Origin of the sequence: Nocardiopsis coralli, assembly GCF_014892575.1 — a bacterium.
In the GTDB taxonomy this organism is placed as follows: Bacteria; Actinomycetota; Actinomycetes; order Streptosporangiales; family Streptosporangiaceae; genus Nocardiopsis; species Nocardiopsis coralli.
Genome location: NZ_JADBGI010000029.1, coordinates 24,968 through 45,660 on the forward strand (window position 1 = coordinate 24,968; position 20,693 = coordinate 45,660).

22 protein-coding genes and 1 tRNA gene are annotated in these 20,693 nt (G+C 71.4%); 14 read left to right on the forward strand and 9 right to left on the reverse strand.

All coding sequences use genetic code 11. The annotated features are described in order from the left end of the window. Positions 1–61: 61 nt before the first annotated feature. The 4 genes from IDM40_RS24365 (at position 62) to pheA (ending at position 2,782) form a co-directional block, all read left to right on the forward strand. Positions 62–412 (forward strand): STAS domain-containing protein, encoded by a 351-nt coding sequence (locus IDM40_RS24365; protein WP_193124402.1) that lies wholly within the window; start codon positions 62–64, stop codon positions 410–412. A gap of 10 nt (positions 413–422) precedes the next feature. Next, on the forward strand, positions 423–1,220 hold the full coding sequence (locus IDM40_RS24370; protein ID WP_328807116.1) for a glycosyltransferase family 2 protein: 798 nt from the start codon (positions 423–425) through the stop codon (positions 1,218–1,220). Positions 1,221–1,305: 85 nt separating this feature from the next. After that, on the forward strand, positions 1,306–1,824 hold the full coding sequence (locus tag IDM40_RS24375) for a DUF4446 family protein (RefSeq protein WP_328807117.1): 519 nt from the start codon (positions 1,306–1,308) through the stop codon (positions 1,822–1,824). Positions 1,825–1,834: 10 nt separating this feature from the next. Beyond that, positions 1,835–2,782, forward strand: a complete 948-nt coding sequence (gene pheA / locus IDM40_RS24380) for a prephenate dehydratase (RefSeq protein ID WP_193124403.1) — start codon at positions 1,835–1,837, stop codon at positions 2,780–2,782. Between the two features lie 30 nt (positions 2,783–2,812). Here pheA and IDM40_RS24385 read toward each other — a convergent pair whose 3' ends face one another. Continuing rightward, positions 2,813–2,980: a hypothetical protein gene (locus tag IDM40_RS24385; RefSeq protein ID WP_193124404.1), complete on the reverse strand. Its 168-nt coding sequence runs from the start codon at positions 2,978–2,980 to the stop codon at positions 2,813–2,815. A gap of 144 nt (positions 2,981–3,124) precedes the next feature. Between IDM40_RS24385 and serS the strand changes: the two genes are divergently transcribed. After that, positions 3,125–4,399, forward strand: a complete 1,275-nt coding sequence (serS, locus tag IDM40_RS24390; protein ID WP_193124405.1) for a serine--tRNA ligase — start codon at positions 3,125–3,127, stop codon at positions 4,397–4,399. 71 nt (positions 4,400–4,470) lie between these two features. Here serS and IDM40_RS24395 read toward each other — a convergent pair whose 3' ends face one another. Together IDM40_RS24395 and IDM40_RS24400 are read right to left on the reverse strand one after the other, a co-directional pair. Continuing rightward, positions 4,471–5,010: a bacterial proteasome activator family protein gene (locus IDM40_RS24395; protein ID WP_193124406.1), complete on the reverse strand. Its 540-nt coding sequence runs from the start codon at positions 5,008–5,010 to the stop codon at positions 4,471–4,473. 25 nt (positions 5,011–5,035) lie between these two features. Beyond that, positions 5,036–6,010, reverse strand: coding sequence for an NAD(P)H-quinone oxidoreductase (locus IDM40_RS24400; protein ID WP_193124407.1), 975 nt, complete (start codon positions 6,008–6,010; stop codon positions 5,036–5,038). Between IDM40_RS24400 and IDM40_RS28715 the strand changes: the two genes are divergently transcribed. From IDM40_RS28715 to IDM40_RS24415, 4 genes are all read left to right on the forward strand, one after another. Then, positions 6,009–6,137 carry a hypothetical protein gene (locus IDM40_RS28715; protein ID WP_268959395.1) on the forward strand — a complete coding sequence of 43 codons (129 nt, stop codon included), beginning with the start codon at positions 6,009–6,011 and terminating at the stop codon, positions 6,135–6,137. The two genes, IDM40_RS24400 and IDM40_RS28715, sit on opposite strands and share 2 nt — an antisense overlap. 69 nt (positions 6,138–6,206) lie before the next feature. After that, on the forward strand, positions 6,207–7,838 hold the full coding sequence (locus IDM40_RS24405; protein WP_193124408.1) for a MinD/ParA family ATP-binding protein: 1,632 nt from the start codon (positions 6,207–6,209) through the stop codon (positions 7,836–7,838). Between the two features lie 88 nt (positions 7,839–7,926). After that, complete coding sequence (locus IDM40_RS24410; protein ID WP_193124409.1) at positions 7,927–8,841, forward strand: universal stress protein; 915 nt, start codon at positions 7,927–7,929, stop codon at positions 8,839–8,841. Between the two features lie 90 nt (positions 8,842–8,931). Beyond that, positions 8,932–9,864 (forward strand): universal stress protein, encoded by a 933-nt coding sequence (locus tag IDM40_RS24415; RefSeq protein WP_193124410.1) that lies wholly within the window; start codon positions 8,932–8,934, stop codon positions 9,862–9,864. Between the two features lie 58 nt (positions 9,865–9,922). Here IDM40_RS24415 and IDM40_RS24420 read toward each other — a convergent pair whose 3' ends face one another. Both IDM40_RS24420 and IDM40_RS24425 read right to left on the reverse strand, forming a co-directional pair. Continuing rightward, a complete protein-coding gene (locus IDM40_RS24420; protein ID WP_193124411.1) occupies positions 9,923–10,900 on the reverse strand; it encodes an FkbM family methyltransferase in 978 nt (325 codons plus the stop codon). 261 nt (positions 10,901–11,161) lie between these two features. Beyond that, positions 11,162–11,250 (reverse strand) — tRNA-Ser (locus IDM40_RS24425). A gap of 118 nt (positions 11,251–11,368) precedes the next feature. Here IDM40_RS24425 and IDM40_RS24430 point away from each other — a divergent pair. Further along, complete coding sequence (locus IDM40_RS24430; RefSeq protein WP_193124412.1) at positions 11,369–11,836, forward strand: DUF4442 domain-containing protein; 468 nt, start codon at positions 11,369–11,371, stop codon at positions 11,834–11,836. Between the two features lie 101 nt (positions 11,837–11,937). Further along, positions 11,938–13,092, forward strand: coding sequence for a DNA polymerase III subunit beta (dnaN, locus tag IDM40_RS24435; RefSeq protein WP_193124413.1), 1,155 nt, complete (start codon positions 11,938–11,940; stop codon positions 13,090–13,092). Between the two features lie 229 nt (positions 13,093–13,321). On the opposite strand, the gene IDM40_RS24440 is transcribed toward dnaN, so the two are convergent. From IDM40_RS24440 to IDM40_RS24450, 3 genes are all read right to left on the reverse strand, one after another. Beyond that, positions 13,322–14,170 (reverse strand): DUF2786 domain-containing protein, encoded by an 849-nt coding sequence (locus tag IDM40_RS24440; protein WP_193124449.1) that lies wholly within the window; start codon positions 14,168–14,170, stop codon positions 13,322–13,324. Between the two features lie 286 nt (positions 14,171–14,456). Next, on the reverse strand, positions 14,457–14,867 hold the full coding sequence (locus tag IDM40_RS24445; RefSeq protein ID WP_193124414.1) for a hypothetical protein: 411 nt from the start codon (positions 14,865–14,867) through the stop codon (positions 14,457–14,459). 173 nt (positions 14,868–15,040) lie between these two features. Further along, positions 15,041–15,547, reverse strand: coding sequence for an NUDIX hydrolase (locus IDM40_RS24450; RefSeq protein WP_193124415.1), 507 nt, complete (start codon positions 15,545–15,547; stop codon positions 15,041–15,043). Positions 15,548–16,102: 555 nt separating this feature from the next. Between IDM40_RS24450 and IDM40_RS24455 the strand changes: the two genes are divergently transcribed. From IDM40_RS24455 to IDM40_RS24465, 3 genes are all read left to right on the forward strand, one after another. Next, the gene (locus IDM40_RS24455; protein WP_193124416.1) at positions 16,103–16,258 is read left to right on the forward strand and encodes a hypothetical protein; all 156 of its coding nucleotides are present in this window, start codon (positions 16,103–16,105) and stop codon (positions 16,256–16,258) included. Between the two features lie 180 nt (positions 16,259–16,438). Beyond that, positions 16,439–19,444, forward strand: coding sequence for a BTAD domain-containing putative transcriptional regulator (locus tag IDM40_RS24460; protein WP_456320164.1), 3,006 nt, complete (start codon positions 16,439–16,441; stop codon positions 19,442–19,444). A gap of 429 nt (positions 19,445–19,873) precedes the next feature. Beyond that, positions 19,874–20,395, forward strand: coding sequence for a lytic polysaccharide monooxygenase auxiliary activity family 9 protein (locus tag IDM40_RS24465; protein ID WP_193124417.1), 522 nt, complete (start codon positions 19,874–19,876; stop codon positions 20,393–20,395). Between the two features lie 49 nt (positions 20,396–20,444). Here IDM40_RS24465 and IDM40_RS24470 read toward each other — a convergent pair whose 3' ends face one another. Next, a complete protein-coding gene (locus IDM40_RS24470; protein ID WP_328807118.1) occupies positions 20,445–20,636 on the reverse strand; it encodes a hypothetical protein in 192 nt (63 codons plus the stop codon). Between the last annotated feature and the right edge of the window lie 57 nt (positions 20,637–20,693).

Here is a 20,693-nt window from a genome sequence, read left to right on the forward strand (position 1 = left end):
AAGTCGGGAAACGCCGTGAACGAGGTGGCTGGTGGCCGTAGAGGACGCTACAGTCACGACTGTGGAGTTGAAGATATCGAGCCGATCTCAGGACGACGTCGCAGTGGTAACTGTGGGCGGTGAGGTCGACCTGTACACGGCACCCCAGTTGCGCGACGAACTCGTCGGAGCCCTCGAGGACGGGGCACGGCGCTTGGTCATCGACATGTCGAGGGTCGAGTTCTGTGACTCGACCGGCATCAGTGTGCTGCTCTCGGCGATGAAGCGCTCCCGCGACAAGGAGGGCGACCTCGAGCTCGTCGCACCCAAACCCGCTGTCACCAAGGTGCTGGAGGTCACCGGGCTGGACGAGGTCTTCACGATCCATCCGGACCTCGGGCCCCTCTCGGCGCAAGCCGGCCCCGGCGCCTGACCGCGGCTGCGTGGGACGCGGGACGGACGGCGGCCCGGAGGACTCCGCGGTCGCCGTGATCATCGCAGCCAAGGACGAGGAGCTCAGGGTCGGCCCGACCGTCGAGGCGGCCCGCTCCCTCCCCGGTGTGGATCTGGTCCTCGTCGTCGACGACGGATCGACCGATCGCACCGGGGTCCTCGCGCGTGAGGCCGGGGCCCGCGTCGTGCGCCACCCTCGCAATCGGGGCAAGGGCACCGCGATGGAGACCGGCGCCGATGCCGTCGCCGAGGTGGAGGCGCGCGAGGACCGTGTGGGTCTTGTGCCCCGCCACCTCCTCTTCCTCGACGCCGACCTCGGGGAGACCGCCGCGGGCGCCGCTCCGCTCCTCGAGCCGGTCGTCGACAAGACCGCGGACATGTCCATCGCCCTCTTCCCTGCCACCCGTGCCCGTCTCGGCGGGCACGGGTTCGTCGTGCGCCTGGCGCGCGGTGGGGTGCGCCGGGCCACGGGCTGGGAACCCGAACAGCCGCTCAACGGGCAGCGCTGTCTGAGCCGTGCCGCCTTCGAGACGGCCCGCCCGCTGGCCCGCGGTTTCGGCGTAGAGACCGGTCTGACCATCGACGTCCTGCGTGCGGGCCTGCGTGTGGTCGAGGTCGAGGTCCCCCTGGAGCACCGGGCCACCGGCGCCGACCTGAGCGCCCAGTTGCACCGTGCCCACCAGTTCACCGACGTGGCGCGTGCCCTGGCCGTGCGCGGAGTCGGCCCCGCGGCGCGGCGGGCCCTGGCACGCACCGGATTGCGCCGCCGGGCCCGCTCCGCGTACTGAGCCGGTCTTTCCCGGCAGGTCACGAACCGGGCGCGATTGCTCGGAGTTGCCTCATGCATGCGTTCGGTCACGCTACGGTCGCGCCGTGGTTGTCTTCCTGGTTTTCCTCAGTCTGGTCACGGCGCTGGCCGCACTCGCGTTCGCGGCGGTCGCCTGCGCCAGGGTCCGCACACTGGAGGGCGAGAACCGTGCCCTGCTCAACCGCGACTTCGAGGTCCGGTCCTCGGGTGTGGATCCCCGTGCCGTCCGCGACGTGGCGGTGGTGCACTACGACGCCCTCGAGGAGATGTCGGGGGCGCGCTCCTTCTCCGTGGCCCTGCTGGACGGCCAGGGCGACGGGGTCGTGCTCACCAGCATCAACGGGCGCACCGAGGCGCGCACCTACGCCAAGGCGGTGATCGCCGGAGAGGGGGAGGTCCTGCTCAGCACGGAGGAGTACCGGGCCGTGCGCTCGGCGAGGCTGGGGTACGGACCCGCGGGCGGCACCACCGGCGGAGCCGGCACCACGCGTCCCCGGCCCGCGGGAACGGAGGAACCCGTCAGTGTCCTCTCGCGTTCCGGTCACGTCCCAGGTGAGGGACGGCACACCGGGGGAGGCGAGTAGCCTGAGGGGCATGGCCAAGCGATACGCCTACCTCGGCCCCGAGGGCACGTTCACCGAGGCCGCCCTGCGCGCGCTCCGCCCCGATGCACCGGAGGAGGCGCGTGTGCCCTGCGAGGGCGTCGCGGCCGTCTTCGACACCGTGCGCTCGGGAGGGGTCGACGGCGGGGTCGTCCCGCTGGAGAACTCCGTCGAGGGCAGCGTCACCGCGACCATCGCCCAGCTCGTCAACGGCGATCCGCTCGTGATCACCGGTGAGACGTCCGTGCCCGTGGAGTTCGCGCTCTTCGCGCGCCCCGGCACCACTCTGGCCGACGTCAAGCGGGTGGCCACTCACCCGCACGCCTTGGCGCAGTGCCGCCGCTGGCTGTCCGGGCACCTGCCCGACGCCGACACCCACACGGTCTCGTCCACCGCGGCCGCGGCCCGTGCCGTCGCCGAACCCGGTGCCCCCTACGACGCTGCGATCTGCGCCGTCATCGCCGGTGAACGCTACGGACTGCAGGCGCTGGCCACGGAGATCGGCGACCGCGCCGACGCCGCCACCCGGTTCATCTACATCACCCGGCCCGGGGAACTGCCCGAGCCCACCGGTTCCGACCTGACCTCGCTGGTGGCCTTCATCGCCCAGGACCGCCCCGGTGCCCTCGGCGACGTGCTCGACCAGTTCACCGTGCGCGGGGTCAACCTCACCCGCCTGGAATCGCGTCCCACCGGCGACGCGCTCGGCGACTACTGCTTCTGCATCGACGCCGAGGGCCACGTCTCCGACTCCCGGGTCGGTGAGGCGCTCATGGGTCTGCGCCGCGTCTGCCGGGACGTGCGCTTCCTCGGCAGTTACCCGCGCAGCGCACGCCCGACCGAGCTCGAACCGCGCCTGCGGCCCCGCCCCACCACCGAGGCCGACTTCGCCGAGGCCGAGCGCTGGCTGGCGCGTCTGCGGTCCGGGCAGGTCGACTGAGCCGCCGACCGCCCGGCCGGTGCGCCGGGGTCAGGGGGCGGCGCCCTCGGGCTCCTCGAACATCCACTCCTCCTGTGCCGCCCGGCGCATCTCGCGGTGCAGAGCCAACCTCAGCGCTTCGTCCTGCGGGAACCGGGCGTTCAGCGCGTCCAACGCCGCGGCCAGTTCCTCGGCGGTCATCGTGTTCAACGGCTTCACGCAGGCCCTCCCTCGTGGTCTCGCCGCGCGCCCGGGTGGGCCCGGGGCGCTCCGTCACTCGATGGGACGGGGGAGCGGGGAGGTCATGACGTGACTCCGGGAAAGATGTCGGCCCGGCGGGAGCCTGGGGGTAACCTGCAAGACGTGATCGACCTTCGCGCACTCCGAGACGACCCCGAACGACTCCGAGCCTCGCAGCGTGCCCGTGGGGAGGACCCCTCCGTCGCGGACCGGCTGCTGGAACTCGACTCCGACCGCCGCTCCGCCCTCACGCGGTTCGAGACCCTGCGGGCCGAGCAGAAGAGTGTCGGGAAGTCGGTGTCCAAGGCCTCCGCGGAGGAGCGCGAGGAACTGCTCTCCCAGGCCAAGGCGCTCGCGGCCCAGGTCAAGGAGGCCGAGGCGGAGGCCGGACGGCTCGGGGACGAGCTCGACACCCTGCTGGGCAAGGTCCCCAACCTCGTCGAGGGTGCGCCCGAGGGCGGCGTCGACGACTTCCGTGTCGTGGACACCGTCGGTGACCCCCGCGAGTTCGACTTCACGCCCCGCGACCACCTCGAGCTCGGCGAGATGCTCGGTGCCATCGACACCGAGCGTGGCGCCAAGGTCTCCGGGGCGCGGTTCTACTTCCTCACCGGTGTGGGCGCCCAGCTCGAGCTCGGGCTGCTCAACATGGCCATGAACCAGGCCATCGGCGACGGTTTCACGCCGATGATCCCGCCGGTGCTGGTCAAGCCCGAGACGATGGAGGGCACCGGGTTCCTCGGCGAGCACTCCGACGAGATCTACCACCTGGAGGACGACGACCTGTACCTGGTCGGCACCTCCGAGGTCCCGCTCGCCGGGTACCACGCCGGCGAGATCCTGCCCGGCGAGTCCCTGCCCAGCCGGTACATCGGGTGGTCGTCCTGCTTCCGCCGCGAGGCCGGCTCCTACGGCAAGGACACCCGCGGCATCATCCGCGTGCACCAGTTCAACAAGGTGGAGATGTTCGTCCACACCCACCCGGACCGTGCGCACGAGGAGCACGAGCGGCTGCTGGCGTGGGAGCGCACCATGCTCGACAAGCTCGAGCTGCCCTACCGCGTCGTCGACATCGCCGGCGGCGACCTGGGCACCAGCGCCGCCCGCAAGTACGACTGCGAGGCGTGGGTCCCCACGCAGGGCACCTACCGCGAGCTGACGTCGACCTCGAACTGCACGCAGTTCCAGGCCCGCCGGCTCAACATCCGGTACCGGGACGAGGACGGCAAGCCCCGCTTCGCCGCGACCCTGAACGGCACGCTCGCCACCACCCGGTGGATCGTCGCGATCCTCGAGAACCACCAGCGCGAGGACGGTTCGGTCGTGGTGCCCGAGGCGCTGCGCCCGTACGTGGGCAGGGACGTACTGGAGCCCGTGCGCCCCGCCAAGAAGGGCTGACCCCCTGATACAGCAACGAGCCCGCCGCGGAGACGATCCGCGGCGGGCTCGCGTCGTGTACCGGCCGGTTTTCAGAGGTAGGGGCCGCCCAGACGCCCCTCGCCCTGGTCACCGGCTGCCTGGGCCTGCTGCATGCCGGCGGCCATCCCCTGCGGCAGGGCCTTGCGCATGTTCTCCAGCTGCGCCCGGGCCGCCATCTGCTGCGCGAACAGGGTCGTCTGGATCCCGTGGAAGAGCCCCTCGAGCCAGCCCACCAGCTGGGCCTGGGCGATGCGCAGCTCGGCGTCGCTGGGTGAGGACCCCTCGGCGAAGGGCAGGGTGAGCCGCTCCAGCTCCTCTATGAGCTCGGGGGCCAGGCCGTCCTCCAGTTCCTTGATGGAGGACTCGTGGATCTCCTTCAGGCGGGCCCGGCTGGCGTCGTCCAGCGGTGCGGCCTTCACCTCGTCCAGGAGCTGCCGGATCATGCTGCCGATGCGCATGACCTTCGCCGGCTGCTCCACCATGTCGGCCAGGGTGCGCGGCTCCTCGGAACCGTCGCCGTCGTCCCCGCCCTGCTGCTCGCCCATCAGCAGAACCCGGGGCTGCTCCTGTTCGTGGTCCTCGTTGCTCATGGGTCCCCTTCCCGTCCGAACACCGTCAGCGTGTGAGGAGGATCTTGCCGGTGTGTTCACTGGCCTCCATGACACGGTGCGCCTCGGACGCCTCGTGCATCGGCAGTGAACGGTCGACGACGGGACGGATGTCGCCGTCCTCGACCAGCGGCCAGACCTGCTCCAGTACCCCCGCGACGATCGCCGCCTTCTCATCGGCGGGCCGGGAACGCAGCGTGGTCGCGTGCACGGAGAGCCTCTTTGCGAGCATACGGCCGAGGTCCAGTTCCGCGCTGCGCCCTCCCATGAGCGCGATCGTGGTGATGCGGCCTCCGGTGCGCAGCGAACGCAGGTTCTTGTCGAGGTAGGAGCCGCCCATGATGTCGAGGATCAGGTCGGCGCCGCCCTCCTCGCGCAGGCGCTCGGTGAAGTCCTCGGTGCGGTAGTTGACGGTGATCTCCGCGCCGAGCTCCCGGCAGGCCGCCAGTTTTTCGTCGCTGCCGGCCGTGACCGCGACCCGTGCGCCCAGGGCCCGGGCGAACTGGATCGCGAACGTGCCGATGCCGCTGCCGCCCCCGTGGACGAGGACGGTCTCGCCGGCGCGCAGTCCGCCGACCATGACCAGGTTCGACCACACGGTGCAGGCCACCTCGGGCAGGCCCGCCGCCTCCACGAGACCGACCTTCGAGGGCACCGGCAGCAGCTGGCCGGCCGGGACCGCCACCTTCTCCGCGTAACCGCCGCCGGACAGCAGTGCGCACACGCGGTCGCCGACCGACCATCCGGAGTCCTCGGTTCCGGGACCCAGGGCGGCGACCGTGCCCGAGCACTCCAGCCCCGGGTACTCGGGTGCGCCCGCGGGCGGCGGGTACCGGCCCTCCCGCTGGGCGACGTCGGCGCGGTTGACGGCGGTGGCTGCCACCTCGACCAGGATCTCGCCCTCGCCGGGAACGGGGTCGGGGACTTCGGACCAGCTGAGGGCCTCGGGGCCACCGGGTTCGGTGACGGTGATCGCGTACATGGGTCCGACCGTATCGATCCGGACCACCGACTTCGAGGGCCGGGAGGGGACCGGATCCGGGGCGGGGGACGGCATCGCGGTCGTGATGCTTGCGCCGCCGGTGACGGGTATGAGTGATGCCGAGTGAACCCCGAGGCGGGGCCCGAGCGTCTCTCGGGTCCGACCTCTTCCGACCCCTCAACGCAGGAGAGCTCCGGTGGCACAGCACGAACAGCACGGGCCGGACCCGGACACCGAGTCCCCCTGGGGCGGGACCGACGAGCCCTTCGCCGAGGACACCCCGGGTCCGCCGTCGTCCGCCCCGTCCCCGCGGGAGCAGTGGTTCGGCGGTTTCGAGGGCGCACCGCCGCCCCCGCCGCCCTACGCCCGCCAACCCGAGACCCCCCGTTCGCCCGCGGAGCCCGACACGGCACCGCCCCCGTGGGTGCATTGGGACGATCCCGACGAGGCCGAGGATCCCGACGACATCGAGGACGCCGAGGAGGACGTGCGCGGCAACACCGTGCGCCTCGTCCCGGGGTCGCGTCCGCGCCGGCCCGCGGCACCGGCCGAACCCGAGGACGACCCGCTCGGGCCCCGGCGGACCGACCGCGGCCCGGAGGTTCCCGAGCCCGAACAGCTGCCACCGCTCGACACCGTCGCCGAACCCCCGAACCCCTCGCCGCCCGCAGGACCCCCCGCCCCCGCGCCGGGGCCGTCCGGGGTCACCGAGCCCGCGCCCACCCGCCCGGACCCGGGGGCGGACTCACCCTGGGCACCGCCGAGGCCGCCCTCCTCAGGGCTCCGTCCCGCAGAGCCGGCACCGCAGCAGCCGCCGAGCGGTCCGAGCGCTCCGCCGGGCGCCGCCGCCCCGCCCGGACCGGTGGGCCCGCCACCGGTGTCCGACCGCGGGGACGGCGAGACCTCCGACTCCCTCCAGGCCGCCACCCTCGTGCGCAACCGGCGGCAGGGGCCCAGCACCGGGTGGCGCAAGGCCGTGCACAGTGCGACCTTCGGGCTCGTCAACCCGGGGGAGTCCGCGAAGGTGCTGCGCCGGCGCGAACTCGTCGCACGCGCGTGCACCCCGGTGGCCACCGGGCACCACCGGGTCGCGGTGCTCAGCCTCAAGGGCGGGGTCGGCAAGACCACGACCACCGTCGCCCTGGGCGCCACCCTGGCCTCCCTGCGCGGTGACCGGGTGCTGGCCGTGGACGCCAACCCCGACCGCGGCACCCTCTCCGACAAGGTGCGCCTGGAGACGGCGGCAACCATCCGCGACCTGCTCAACGAACGCCACCTCATCTCCCGCTACGCCGACATCCGCGGGTTCACCTCGCAGTCGCCCAGCCGCCTGGAGATTCTCGCCTCCGACCGGGACCCGGCGGTCTCGGAGGCCTTCAGCGAGGAGGACTACCGGGAGGTCTCCCGGATCGTCGAGCACTTCTACTCGATCTGCCTCACCGACTGCGGCACGGGCCTGCTGCACTCGGCGATGACGGGTGTGCTCGGCCTCGCCGACCAGGTCGTGCTCGTCAGTTCCGCCTCCGTCGACGGGGCCCGCAGCGCCAGCGCCACCCTCGACTGGCTCGAGGCGCACGGCCACATGGGGCTGGTGCGCGGGGCCGTCGTGGTGCTGTCGATGGTGCGGTCCAACAGCAAGAGCAGTGTCGACCTGGGCCGCCTCGAGCAGCATTTCGCCGGACGCTGCCGGGGTGTGGTGCGCGTCCCCTGGGACGGACACCTTGAGGAGGGCGCCGAGGTCGACCTCGAACAGCTCGACCCGGCCACCAAGGACGCCTACCTGCAGCTCGCCGCTTCCGTCGGTGAGTCGTTCGGACACCAGGGGTGAACGCCGACCGGGGAGGCACAGCACACCACTGGAGCCTCTCCGGTTTCCCGGACCGCTTCCCGGACAATGACACCGAGGGGGTTCGAGGATGAACGCACAGGAACGACCGCCCGCGGTGATCGTCGGGGTCGACGGGTCGCCGCACGCACACGCCGCCCTGGTCTGGGCCGCCGACGACGCCGCCCGGCGCGGGGTGCAACTGCGGCTCGTGCACGGGATGGGCATGCCGATGGTCATGGCGGCCTATGCACCGCCGGAGCGCTACACCGCCTCGGAGGAGGTGCGGCAAGCCGGCCACCGGATGCTCGCCGACAGCGCGGAGTACGCCGCAGCCACCCACCCCGACCTGTCGGTGGCGGTCGTTCTCGCCCCCGAGGAGGCGCCCGCCGTCCTGATCAACGAGGCGCGCGGCCAGGACGTCATCGCCGTCGGATCCCGCGGACTGGGGTCGGTGCGCGCCCTGATGCACGGGTCGGTGAGCGTGAAGACCTCCTCGGAGGCCCCCTGCCCCGTCGTGGTCGTGCCCGAGGCCGAAGGCCCGAGGGGACACCGCGGCCGCATCGTGGTGGGCGTGGACGGATCCGACTCCTCCCGCCGCGCCCTCCGCTTCGCCCTCCGCGAGGCACGGGACACCGACTCCTCCGTGGTCGTGGTGAACAGCTGGGAGGTGCCTCTCCCCGAGGACGCCGCCTCCCGGGCCGACGACCCCCGGTCGCTCCACGAGGAGGTCTTCGACCGCCAGTCGGAGGAGATCGTGGCCGGTGTGCTCGCCGAGGTCGCCGACGAACACACCGAAGAGCTCGACATCAGCGCCGTACGTGTGCAGGCCGACCCCGTCACCGCCCTCCTGGACGAGGGGGACGACGCCGACCTGGTCGTCGTCGGGTCCCGCGGGCGCGGCGGTGTCGCGGGGCTCGTCATGGGTTCGGTCAGCCAGGGGGTCCTCCACCATGCCCGGATGCCCGTCGCGGTACTTCCGCCGCACGCGGACGAGGCCGGTTGACGGGCAGTGCGGGACCTTCCGACCTGTGCCGGTCCCACGTGAACCTGCTGCACTCGGTGATGATGGGTGACAGTCGCTAAGGGGGAGAACATGGCAGGACACCAGGAGCACACGCCCAAGGTCGTCGTCGGTGTCGACGGCTCCGACCACTCGCGGGCGGCCCTGGAGTGGGCGGCCGCGGAGGCCGTCCGCCGCGGGGCCGTGCTGCGTATCGTGCACGCCTTGGGGATGCCGTTGATCGTCTCGGCCTACGGCGGTCCGACCCGCTTCCAGCCGACCGACGAGATCAGCGGCCAGGCCACGAGCGTGCTGACCGACGCCCGGGCGCACGCGACCGAGCAGGAGCCCGACGTGGAGACGGAGACCGTCACCGCGTTGGAGGAGGCCCCGCTGGCGCTGATCCGGCAGAGCCACCCGCACGACCTCATCGTCATCGGGACCCGCGGCCTGGGTACGGTGGCGTCCCTGTTCGTGGGTTCGGTGAGCGTGCGTGTGGCCGCACAGGCCCCCTGCCCGGTCGTGGTGGTGCCCCACGACGACCAGGGCCGCCCCGCGACGACCTCCCTCGACCGCATCGTCGTCGGTGTCGACGGCTCCCGCAACGCCCGCCGGGCCCTGGGTCTGGCGGTGGACATGACCGCCGAGAGCGAGGGCGAGCTCGTGGTGGTCAACAGCTGGGAGGTTCCGTACCCCTATGACCCCGTCGCGATGACCGCGGCCGGTTTCCAGCCGCAGGAGGACGTGTTCGAGAAGCAGTCCGAGGAGCTGGTCGCCGAGCTGCTCGCGGAGACCCTCGAGGACCGTGACGACGTGAACATCGAGGTCAGCGTCGTGCGGACTCAGTCCAACCCGGTCGACGCCGTGTTGCGGGCCGCCGACGAGGCCGACGCGATCGTGGTCGGGTCCCGCGGGCGCGGCACGGTCCGGGGCCTGCTGCTGGGTTCGGTGAGCCAGGGGATCCTGCACCGTTCGCACATCCCCGTCGTGGTGCTGCCCAAGCACGGTGACGAGGACGAGGACTGAGCCCTTCGCCAGAGTGACGGCCCCCGCCGAGGCGGGGGCCGTCGTGTGTCCGGGGGCCTCAGCCGCGGTGTGCGACGGCCGCCGGGTGGCAGACGTCGAGGGCGCGGCGCCACGCGCGGGTGTCCTCCCACAGTGCGTCGGACGGAGGCTCGGGCGCGAAGAGCCACATGCGCTGGGACCCGTCGCCGATCCGGCCGTCGATCACCGGGCGCTCGGGGGAGGGGACCTCGTCGCCGAGCTGGTACCAGCCGTAGTCGAGCGGGCGCAGCAGTTCCATGAGGCGTTCCTCGACCCCGTGCCCCGGCAGGACCTCGCAGAAGATCCACGGGCGGAACTCGCGCAGGGCCTCGAGGCCGCCGGCGATGACGTCGGGTTCGGTGGTCTCGGTGTCGATCTTGACCACGGCCGGGACGGTGCGGGTGCGTTCGCACCAGCGCGAGAGCGTGTCCACCCGCACGTCGATGCGTCCGGCCTCGGGACGGAACCCGGACGCGAGGGAGTTGGAGGCGTCGGAGGTGGACGAGAGCGTGAAGGAGGCGTGTCCGGTGTGGTCGCCCAGCGCCATCTCGGCCACCTCGATCCGGAGCCCGTTGGCGGCGGCCACGTGCCGCGCGGTCTCCGCGATGCGCGGTGTGGGTTCGAAGGCGCGGACCGCGCGGGTGCTGTGCGCGGCGGCGAGCAGGCTGTACACCCCGACGTTCGCGCCCGCGTCCAGGACCGCACCGGGGCCCGCGTGGTCGAGGGTGGCGAGGAAGCAGGCGAGGGTCTCGGGTTCGAACCCCGCGAGCCCGTCCTGTTCGAGCTTCTGGGGGACCCAGAGCCCGCCCGGTGTGTTCAGGGACAGCGACGCCGGTCCGGGGGCCGGGGCGTGCTCGTCGTCGCGTCGGGGGAGGTCCAGTTCGAAGCGGCGCCGACCCGGCAGCCGGGCCGGGTCGATCCCGCCGAGGCGCTGGGGAAGACGGCCGCGGACCCTCCGCACCGCCTGCCGTAGCGCCGGGTGTCGTCGTACGAAGCCGCGGATCGGGTTCGTGTCCACAGGGTCTCCCGAAGTCTGGGGGCCTTCACTGCGGGGGATGCGGGGCCCACTATGCCTGCGGGGAACCGTGTGGCGGGGGTGCGGCACGGAGGTTTCCGACGGTGCTCACCGATGTGTCACCGGGTGTCCACCCCGGCCCGGGGGAGTCCCTGTTCGTGGTCGGGTTCCGGCTGGAGGCGGCGGTCCTGTCCCTGCGCGGGCCCGAGCGGCAGGGTGGAACGCGACGGGGCCGGTGGCGTCGCCACCGGCCCCCGTTCTGTGCGGAGGGTGTGGGATTTGAACCCACGAAGCCCCGTCAAGGACTTGGTGCTTTTCAAGAGCACTGCACTCGGCCGCTATGCGAACCCTCCTGGGGGAGAACCCCGTCTCCGCCAGTCATGGTAGCCCACGCGCGCGTGTGGATGCCGTGTGGAGGGGCGGGTCCCGGAGGGTGGCGCCCGAGGGTTACCCGTGAGTAACATGGCCGGTATGACAGAGATGAACGCTGAGACGGCGGACATGGTCAAGTCCGGCTTCCTCGCCGCGGTCCCCTTCGCCCGCACGCTGGGCGTGACCTTCACCGACCTCGATTACGGGCACGCCGTGATGCGCCTGCCCGACAACGCCGACCACCACAACCACGTCGGCGGCCCGCACGCGGGCGCCATGTTCACCCTGGCCGAGTCCGCCTCCGGCGCGATCGTCATCGGTACCTTCGGCGACCAGCTCGAGCGCGCGGTCCCGCTGGCCGTCAGTGCCGAGATCCGCTACCTCAAGCTCGCCATGGGTGACGTCACCGCCGACGCGAAGCTGGGCCGCGACCGGGACGAGATCGTCGCCGAGCTCGACAAGGGCGAGCGCCCAGAGTTCCCCGTCGAGATCGAGCTCCGCACGGACGACGGCACCGTGACCGGACGGATGACCGTCGTGTGGACCCTGCGTCCCAACAAGAAGTGAGCCCTGGCCCGGCCGGTTCCGGCCGGGCGCATCTCCCTGATTCTGTCGGAGCCTCCGGTTACCGTGTCGCCACACGGAACCACCGACGAGGAGGCCCCGCAGTGAGACTGCGACTGGACCGCGACGCCTTCGCCGACGCGGTCGGCTGGACCGCACGGGCGCTGCCCACACGCCCCGCCGTCCCGGTGCTCGCCGGTATGCGCCTGGAAGCGCCCGAGGACGGCTCCTCCCTGCGCCTGTCCGGCTTCGACTACGAGGTCTCCACCCGCGCGTCGGTCCGGGCCGAGGTCGAAGAGGGCGGCAGCGCCCTGATCCCCGGCCGCCTCATGGCCGAGATCGTGCGCAACCTCCCCGAGGGCACCGTCGAGATCCGGAGCGAGGGCTCGCGCGTACGCATCAGCGGCGGCGCGGCCCGCTTCACCCTCATCACCATGCCGCTGGAGGACTACCCCAGCCTGCCCGGCATGCCTCCGCGCATCGGTTCGGTGCCGGCCCAGGCCCTCACCCAGGCGGTCCGCCAGGTCACGCCCGCGGCCAGCCGGGACGACACCCTGCCCATGCTCACCGGTGCCTACCTCGACTTCTCCGGCGACAGCCTGAGCGTGGTCGCCACCGACCGCTACCGCATCGCCGTGCGCGAGCTGTGGTGGCTGCCCTCCGACACCTCGATCGACGTGGCGGCGCTCGTGCCCGCCCGTACGCTCTCCGACACCGTGCGGGGGCTCGTCACGGGTGAGAACGTCGAGATCGCCCTGTCCACGGTCACCGTCGGAGAGGGCGTGAGCCTGTCCCCGGGCGAGGGCATGATCGGTTTCGAGAGCGGCGAGCGGCGCACCACCACGCGCCTCATCGACAGCGACTTCGTCAAGTACCGCTCGTGGTTCCCCACAGAGTTCTCCGGCCGCGCCCACGTGACCGTCGCGCCCCTGCTGGAGGCGGTCAAGCGCGTCGCTCTGGTCGCCGACCGCACCACCCCGCTGCGCCTGGCGTTCTCGGAGGGCGAGGTGGTGCTCGAGGCCGGGTCCGGCGAGGACGCCCAGGCCGTCGAGGCGATCGAGGTCGACTACGAGGGCGACCCGCTGCGGTTGGCCTTCCGCCCCGACTACCTTCTGGACGGGCTTTCGGGGGTGGAGACGGAGCGGGCCCGGCTCAACTTCACCGAGCCCACCAAACCCGCGGTGTTCACCGACCTGCCCGAGGGCGGGGAACGGGGGTCCACCTTCCGGTACCTGGTGCAACCGTTGCGGGTGTCCTGAACTGCCCTCTTTCGGCCTTGCGGTCCGCGGTTCCCGCTTGTCCACAAAGTTATCCACAGGCAGGCTCCGCGGCCTGTGGACAACTCAGGGTCATCATCCCTGGAAAGAGCCGAATCAGGCAGCATCTGTCCTGGAAATTCCGGCATGACGTGCGGAAATGGCCCCTGGCGTGTCTTGTGCACAGCCTGTGGACAACTTCCACCCAGAGGGCACCGAGGAGAGCCCTACATCAGCGTGTGGAACCCTGTCCGGCCTTTTCGGCGTTCTCCGGAAGGGGCGAGGTCTCCTTCCCACCGCTCTCCACGGTGGTCTCCAGCCCCAGTTCCGCCTGGCGCCCCCGGCGGTAGCCCGCGCGGTAACCGGCGGCGCTGTGCGTGCGCTCGGGCCGGTGCTTGCGCAACTGCGGGAACTGTTTCTGGAACTCCTCCTGCACCCGGTGCACGTCCTCGCGCAGAACGAGGTCCGCGCCGCGGGAGGACGCCTCCTGAGAACCCTGCTCCCCGGAATCCCCGTCGGCCTCGTCCTGGGCCGCGTTCTCCTGCATTCGGGCCCGGAACTCGCGGATGCGTTCGGCGACGGCCTGGCCGTAGGCGCGCACGAACGAGCGGTAGTAGCGCTTGCGTTCGGTCTCCAGCTCCGAGCGCGTGTAATTGCGCAGTTCCCTGATGTCGGCCACGTGCGTGGAACTCATGAACTTCGCCGAGGCCTCCATCTGGTTGGAGATCGACGGGAAGAGGAGTTGCAGGGCCTCCAGGGCGTCCACCGTGCCCACCAGGATGATGGTGCGGTCGGTGGTGTCGGAGGTGTTGCCACGCACCGCCGACTGGCAACCGTAGGCGGCCGCGATGTCGGCCAGGGCCTTCACGCGTGCCTTGCCGTGGCCGCCCAGGCCGGTGACCACGTGGTCCATCCGGCTGATCGCGTCCGGCTCCTCGCCCCGCTCGGCGCGGGCCTCGGCCTCCTGGATCGCGTGGCGGGTCATGAGCTCGGCGGCCTTGGCGGTGAAGGCCTGGCTCTCGGCATCGGTGACCGAGGGGTCCTCCGCCATGCGAAGGAGCCCTCGGACCCGCTCGACCATCTTCTGACGGGCAGCTTCAGTCATCGGCGCCGGTCGTCTCCCGTGGGTGTGCGTGCGGACGGCCTCGTCCCCGAACGTCGCCTGCGCGAACATTCGGCAGACCTGTCGAGCTTAGGCGTTCTCCTCGACCGGGATCACGCGGTTGGGAGACTCTCGCGTGTACTCCTGCCCGGCAAAGGGCCCGGACGCGGAAGAACGCCCCACCTCAGCGGGGCGTTCGCCGTGGGCTGACGCGTCCGTCACCCGATCGGGCGACGGCTCCGGGGACGGACACGTGCGGCCGCGGTCACTTCTTCTCGCCGACCAGGGTCGCGATGAGGCCGACGGTGATCCAGATGGCGGCGGCCACGAACAGGCCGCCGAAGAGGCCGCCCAGGATGGATCCGGTGATCATCTGCAGGAGGCCGTAGCCCGCGCCGCCGACGACACCGGGGACGGCGGCGTAACGGAACGGGTAGGTCGCGGCCCAGCGGCGGCCGCGGCGGTCGCTCTTCTTGCTGACCACGCCACCGACACCGCCGAACAGCGCGAAGAAGATCACGGCCGCCCCGATGCCGGAGGCCAGCGCACCGGTACCGAGGTTCAAAAGGAAGAACAGGGCGCCGCCCGCAGCGCCGCCCATGATGGACAGTCCCCAGGGCCAGACCATCGTCGCCGAGGCGACCGGGGTGAATGCGCTACCGCGCTCCAGCGTCATGACTACCGCTCCAGTCGAATCGCGTGACGCCCGCTCTTGACCGGGTCGTCCTGTTCAGCATGCAACGTTCTGGCTCCGGGCGCATCAGGGCCTGCCCCTGACTTTCCCCCGAGTGGGGTCCGCGATGCCGGGGTCCGGGTCACGGGCCCACGGGGTGAGAACGATCGAGCGGTTCAGGAAGTGCCCGTGCCCGAGGCAGCGCCGCCCGCGGGGGTGGCCTCCAGTCCGGGCCTGAGGTCCTGCCAGGCGGTGCGGAAGGCCGGCATGAGGGGCAGGGACTCGGCGTCGGCGACGGGGACCCACCGGATCTCGTTGCTCTCCGCGTTGCCGGCGTGGAACGGCACCATCGACGGCAGTCCCAGCAGGAACGTGTCGTAGCGCCACTGTGTGAGGTCGTGTTCGTAGGTGCCCAGGACCGTGTACTCGGACAGGTCGCCGGCGACCTCCTCGCGGAACTCGCGCACGGCCGCCTCGAGAGGGGTCTCGTCGCGGTTGCGTGCCCCGCCCGGGATGCCCCAGGTCCCGCCCATGTGGGTCCATCCGGCGCGGTGCTGCAACAGCACGTGCCCTGACCCGCGGGTGTCGGTGGCGTGGAGCAGCAGGCCCGCCGCGCCGTACAGGCCCCATCGGTAGGAGCCGTCGGGCAGCCGCACCCAGCCGTTGCCGTCACCGTCCTGCATACGGGCAGTCCTCCTTCGCGTCCGGTGTGTCGTGCCCAGTCCTCTGCACAACGACGTTCCAGGCACGATCATGCCCTGTGGAGGGCGCGGATCGGAGCGGTTCCCCGGTTCGGCCCCGGTGAACGGGTATCGGATATGTCATTTGCCGATACCGTGTTCGACCGTAAAGGGCGGACGTCCCGAGGGGATTCTCCGGGTCGTCCTACCTGCACTTGGGGACGGAGTTTCACCGATTCACGTGGTGGGCATAGGGTGCTCATCACGCGACTTTCGGTGATTCATCGGTCCCATGCCCCCTGAAAGTGGACTGAAAGCTCCCTGTAAGAAGAACTCTCTAGTGTCGAAGGTGTTCGACGCGGACGGTGCCCGCGAGAGGACGGCTCGCGGGAGTCACACCGAAGCGACGATCGCTGGGCACAACGCCACCCGCGGTGTTCGAGAAGGCGGAGGCACCGCGGGTGGCCTCGCCGCCCGGAGACGGGGCCGATGATGATCGATCGACGGCGTAGAGCCACACTGCGGATCTACGCGAGCGCTGTGAGAAGAGGAGTTCGAGTGCCGAAGATGCTCACCGTGGACGAGGAGTTCGAGCGCATCGTGGCCGGTGTCCGGCCGGCCGCGAAGATGCGCCCCCTGGAGGAGCCCGAGCCCGGCAAGGACCAGCCGGAGGAGGAGCCCCCCGCGGAGGAGTCTCCCTCGCAGGAGAAATAGGCACCGCTCGGCGGGCACCGAGGTGTCCACCGAACGGACCATGAACCGACCGTCCACGGACGGGTACGGGCCGCGGTCCCGAGTATCGTTTTGGAGGGGGGTACTCGGGGCCGCTTTCTTGTGCGCATTTCTCCTTTGCGCCAATTCACCTTGCTAGGCTGACCCGTTGTGGAATTCAGTGTGCTCGGCCCCATAACCGTCTGGGACGACGGTCGCCCTGTCACCGTGGGCGGACCGCGCCAGAGGTGTGTGCTCGGCGCGCTCCTGGTGCACCTCGGACGCGAGGTCACCTTCGACCAGCTCATCGGTTACCTCTGGAGCGACGACCCGCCCCGCACCGCCCGGTCGGTCATCCAGGTCCAGATCTCCCACCTCCGGCGCCTGCTGCCCGGGACCATCGCCACCACCCCGGGTGGTTACGTGCTCGACGCCGACCCCGGGAGCGTGGACCTGCACCGCTTCCGCGAACTGCGCGCACGTGCGGCGCAGGCCCCCACGGCCGAAGCCGTCGACCTGCTCGAACAGGCCCTTCGGTGCTGGCGCGGCACCCCCTTCTCCGGGGTCGGCTCCGAACACCTCTCCTACTCCGTGGTCACGCCTCTGCTGGAGGAGCGCTGGGCCGCCGTCACCGCGTGGGCCGAACACGCGCTCGCCCTCGGCCGGGCCGGCGACGTCGTCGCACGCCTGACCCCGCTCACCCGCGGGGAGCCCTTCCGCGAGCGGCTCCACCACCTGCTCATCACGGCGCTCTGGCACGACAACGACCGTGCCAAGGCGCTGACGGTGTACGAGGAGTTCCGGTCCGGTCTGGTCGAGGAACTGGGTGTGGACCCCGGCGCCGACGTCATGAGCCTGCACGCGCGCATCCTCCGCGAGGAGGCCCCGCCGGCCGTACGCACGGCCCCCGAGGAACCGGCGACGGCCGACACCTACGTCGTCCGCAACGACCTGCCCCGCGACCTGCCGGACTTCACCGGCCGCGAGGAACACCTGTCCCGCATGCGCGCCCTCGTGGACGGAGACGACCGGGCACAGGTCTGCGTGCTCACCGGTTCCGGCGGCGAGGGCAAGACCACCACGGCGGTGCGCTTCGGCCACGAGGCCGCCGAGCACTACCCCGACGGCCAGCTCTTCATCGACCTGTACGGATACAACACCGACCGCGGCCCGCTCGACGCCGCCGCCGCGCTCGGGGCCCTCCTGCGGGCGGTGGGTGTGGCACCCGAGGCCGTCCCCGACTCCCTGGACGAGCGTTCCGCCCTGTGGCGTGCCACGATGTCCGAACGCCGCGTGCTGCTGATCCTCGACAACGCCTTCAACGTCACGCAGATCAGCCCGCTCGTGCTGTCCTCCCCGGGTTCGCTCACCCTGATCACCGCGCGCAAGGACGTCAGCGGCATCAGCGGCGCCCAGTTCGTCTCCCTCGGGATGTTCGACGAGGACTCCTCCCTGGAACTGTTGTCCAAGGTGCTGGGGGAGTCGCGTGTGGTGGAGGAGGCCGACGGTGCCCGCGCCATCGCCCGGTTGTGCGGGGGGCTGCCCTTGGCGCTGCGTGTCGTGGCCGGGCGCATGCTCAGCCGTCCGCGGTGGTCGTTCGCGCACGTGGCACGCCGGCTGGGCGAACGCGACCGCCGGCTGCGCGAACTGCAGGTCGAGGGGCAGAGCGTCGAGTCGGCGATCGACCTGTCCTACCAGAGCCTCAACGCCGAGCAGAGGCACGCGTTCCTGCTCCTGGGCACGATGATCGGCGACACGGTCGACCTCACCGGGGCGGCGGCGCTGATCGGGCTCGACGTGGCCGAGGCCGACGACATGCTCCAGGAGCTCGTCGGCATGTACCTGCTCTCCGAGCCCCAGGGTGACGTCTACCGCCTGCACGACCTCATCAAGGACTTCTCGCGCATCCGAGCCGTGCCGGTGCTCGGCCAGGAGCCCGTCGACACCGCCCGTCTGTCCCTGGCGCACTACTACCTCGACACCGCTCAGCGTGGCGCCGACCTGCTCGGCCCGCGCGTCTCGGGGGAGGACGAGGACGCCCCGAACCGTGCACACCGCAGCGAGCTGTCGACTCGCGAGGACGCGGAGGAGTGGTTCTCGCTCCACCACGAGAACCTCGCCGACGCCATCGAGTTCTTCGCCTCGGGGGACTTCGGCGACCAGGCCTGGCGCATGGCCGACCTGGTGTGGCGGTTCTACGCCCTGCGGGGGCACATGGCGCTCCTGGTCAGCTCGCACCAGCGTGCGCTGCAGGTGAGCGAGCGCCAGGGCAGCGGCCGGGGGCGTGCGGTCACCCTGATCGGGCTCGGTATCGCCCATTACATCTCGGGCAGGTTCGGGGAGGCCCTGGACCTGCTGACCCAGGCACGCGGGATCCTCCTCGAGCTCGGCGACAGCATGGGGATCCTGCGCGTGAACGCGAACCTGGGCATGGTCTACGAGCGCGTGGGGCGTTTCGGGGAGTCGGCCGAGGCGATCGAGGAGGCCCTGGAGCACGCGGCCGCCGTCGGGAACTCCGGTATCGAATCCCTGCAGTGGGGGAACCTGGCCGTGCTGCGGCAGAGCCTGGGCCAGTACGACGAGGCCCTGTACTGCGCCGAACGTGCGATGGAGCGCGCCTCCGACACGGACCGGGAGGAGACGGCCGCGCACAACCGCCGTGTGATGGGCGAGGCCCGGGCCTGGCTCGGTGACACCGACGGGGCCTTCGCCGATCTCCAGGAGGCGTTGGCGTTGTCGACCAAGCTGTCCCTGGCCGGCAACCGGATCTACGTGCACAACTCCCTCGGCAACGCCCACCGGATCTCCGGGGACTGGGGTCGCGCGGTCGAGGAGCACGCCACCGCTCTGGACCTGGCCGATTCGGTCGGTGACCACAGCGGTGACGCCGAGATCCTCGCGGACCTCGGGATCACCTACGCTGCCGCCGGGCGCGACGTCGAGGCGGCCCGGGCCCTGGACAAGGCGCTGGGCCTGGCCGAGGAGCGCGACGAGCAGTACATCCGAGCCAAGGCCGCGCTCGCCCTGGGCGGTCTGCCCTCGCCGGTGGTCGACGACGAGCGGGCGTGCGCGCTGCTGGCCTCCGCCGAGCGGATCCTGACCGATCTGGAACTGGCCGACGCGCAGTCCGCCCGGGAAGCGCTCGAGCGGCGCTCGTCGGGGGCCACGGATCCTTCGCGCGTCGGGTGAGGCAAGTCTGTCCTCCGGGTGAGGGTCGGGTGCCGTGCCGACGGAGACCCGAACAGACCGCACCCTGATCTGTTAATAATATTTCCAGTTCGCGGCGCCCTCTGTGCGTCCTTGCCGCGCGTACCAGTGCGCGCGCTCGCGTCCCCGCGCTGAGCTGGCGGGGGTGGCACTGCGTACCCCCGCGTGCACGAAGCACGAACAGAGCCTTGACGCTTCTATAAGGACTGTTTACTGTTTTGCGAACCGGGTGGAAGGAGCTTTCCGGGGACGCCCGGAGAGCGCCGGGACGACACCGTCCGCGCCGGCACGGGTGCATATCCGACCCCGCGCCGGGGCTCCGCCCTCCTGGGCCGACGGGCCCGGGTCACCCCCGCTGCGGCCCCGAGACCCCCTCAGGGGCCGTGACCCGAAGAGAAGGGCTTCCCCCTCATGAAGAACCGAGTTCTCCGTTCCTCCGCCGCGGTCGCCGGATCCACCGCGCTGATCTTCGCCCTCATGCCTGCCGGCACCGCCAGCGCGCACGGTTACGTCTCCGACCCCCCGAGCCGTCAGGCCCAGTGCGCCGCCGGCGTCGTCGAGTGCGGCCCGATCCAGTGGGAGCCGCAGAGCGTCGAGGGGCCCTCCGGCCAGATGAGCTGCTCCGGTGGAAACGAGGCCTTCTCCGAGCTCGACGACGACAACTACGGCTGGGACGTCACCCCCGTGGGCACCACCGCGAACCTGGAGTGGACCATCACCGCCGCCCACTCGACCGCCGAGTGGGAGTACTTCATCGACGGCGACCTGGTCGACAGCTTCGACGAGGGCGGTGCCCAGCCGCCGTCCAACTTCACCCACGACGTCGACCTGTCCGGCTACAGCGGCGAGCAGACCATCCTCGCCCGCTGGAACGTCGCCGACACCGACATGTCCTTCTACGCCTGCATCGACGTCAACGTCGGCGCCCTGTAACACCCGGAACGGAGGAGGGCCTGCCCGCGGGCAGGCCCTCCGTCGGGACCTACCCCGCAGCCATCGTCGTCACCGGGTGCACGTCCTGCCCCGTGCCGGCACCGACGTCCGGCCGGTGGTCGACCCAGCGAGTACGGTCCTCGAACGCCTTGGCGTAGCGCAGCGGCTCCACGTCCCGGTAGTGGTCCACGGCCATCTGGAAGCCCACCGGCAGCCCCGAGGGGGTGAAACCGGCAGGCATCGCCAATACCGGGAGCCCGGTCGCGGAGAGCACACAGGCCGAGCGCATCCAGTCCAG